2 protein-coding genes and 1 pseudogene are annotated in these 1,475 nt (G+C 45.8%); all 3 read left to right on the top strand.

What is annotated here, in order from left to right:
* On the top strand, positions 1–796 hold a 796-nt coding region (locus J1785_RS01100), incomplete at its 5' end, for a T6SS immunity protein Tli3 family protein (RefSeq protein ID WP_338020331.1).
* A gap of 1 nt (position 797) precedes the next feature.
* Positions 798–1,058: a PAAR domain-containing protein gene (locus J1785_RS01095; protein ID WP_129951051.1), complete on the top strand. Its 261-nt coding sequence runs from the start codon at positions 798–800 to the stop codon at positions 1,056–1,058.
* A pseudogene (locus J1785_RS01090) lies at positions 1,055–1,475 on the top strand (hypothetical protein); the annotation flags it as partial. The gene J1785_RS01095 and the pseudogene J1785_RS01090, both read left to right, overlap by 4 nt.

The raw sequence follows: 1,475 nt of genomic DNA, 5'->3' as shown, positions 1-1,475 counted from the left end.
TGGGATCATATGCGCTGCGATATGGATGCAGGGAAATAAAAGGGAGCATGCAATGAAAGGGCTAAAAGTTTTAGGCGGATTATTGATGACGCTGGTGGTGGGCGCAGCGCAGGCAAAAGAGCCTCCGACGCAGGTGGTTTATCGCTTTGACGATCACCGGTATCTGGAATTAAAAGGGTGGGATTGTGTCGGAGCGCTTTGGTATACCGATACTCAAAAAACGATTCATACTGAAGTTGTTAAGCAATTTTACCAGATTTTTACCCAACCATTTATTCATCCATCAGAAAAATACATCGCCATTCCCGGATTGAATGTTTCTGAATTTGTTGTATCGAAAGACTATGGAAAAACCTGGCAAACAGCGGTATTTGCGCCTGAGAATTTAGAGTGGCGCCTTAAGCAATGGTCAAATCAACCCGTGCATCCTGACAGGGAAAATACGATATCTTTTACCGTCGTTAATCAACGGGGTTATTTACTGACCAGACCCTATAACAATCCTCGCGAGAAGCAAAAGAAGTGGATGTTTATGTCGTCACAACCTTTTGATGCACCAGAAATGAATACAGATAAGCCAATCAATATTGACGTAGGTCCTGATTATAAACCCGTCGCGATGCCGGGTGGTTTTCGTGGCTGGTCCTGGGGGACATTATATATTACCGCAGATGAACTGCGGCAAACGTCACTCAGGGGGCAAACCAACTGGCAGGACTTACCCGATAAGGTCCCTGAAGTGAAGAACTACCTGGGATGGGAACACATGCGCTGCGATATGGATGCGGGGAAATAATATGAAAGGCGTTATTCGTTTGAACGATCCTCTGGTCAACGGGGGATATGTTAATCAGGCCTCCGGATCGCAGTTTATGGGCATCGCCGTTGCTCTCAAAGGTGATACGGTCATTTGTCTGGCACACAAAGGGACATTTCCCATTACAGAGTGTTGCGAAACCTGGACGATGAACGGGCGTGGCGTTGTTGTCGATGATTGCAGGGCAGCCTGTGGTTGCGCAATTAAAACCACGCTGCAAATTGCCGGAGCCTGTCAATGAGTCAGTGGAAACTATACCCACCCCTTAAAAAGAGAGAAAAGTTTCGTTTCCCCTGGCTCCCTATCTTACTGATATATATTGTGGTCATTGTTGTAGCGGTATTGATAAGGGCTTTGTCCTGGCCTGACAATAAACCCGTTGAGGACATATTTTTTCTCCAGTCTGTGGTGGTGCCTTTTGTCATTATTACAACATGCTTATGCTATGCGGGTATGTTTCTCTCTGTTGAGGGATACTATTATGATGTTAAAAGGCAGTGCGTGGAGTGGGATTTATATTATCTGAAAAAGTTTTCTCAGAGACGCCTGGTGATTGTTGGATACACTTCCGTCGCTCCTGTAGATAACCTTGCGGTGCAATTGCTTAAATTAGAGGGGCAATTCCCCCTTGCGCCGAAAACCCCGCTAAGGATAAAAA

This window comes from Rahnella perminowiae (assembly GCF_019049755.1).
GTDB classification, from domain to species: Bacteria; Pseudomonadota; Gammaproteobacteria; order Enterobacterales; family Enterobacteriaceae; genus Rahnella; species Rahnella perminowiae.
Note: the sequence above shows the minus strand (reverse complement) of the source record. Positions and strands in the feature narration are given on the sequence as shown.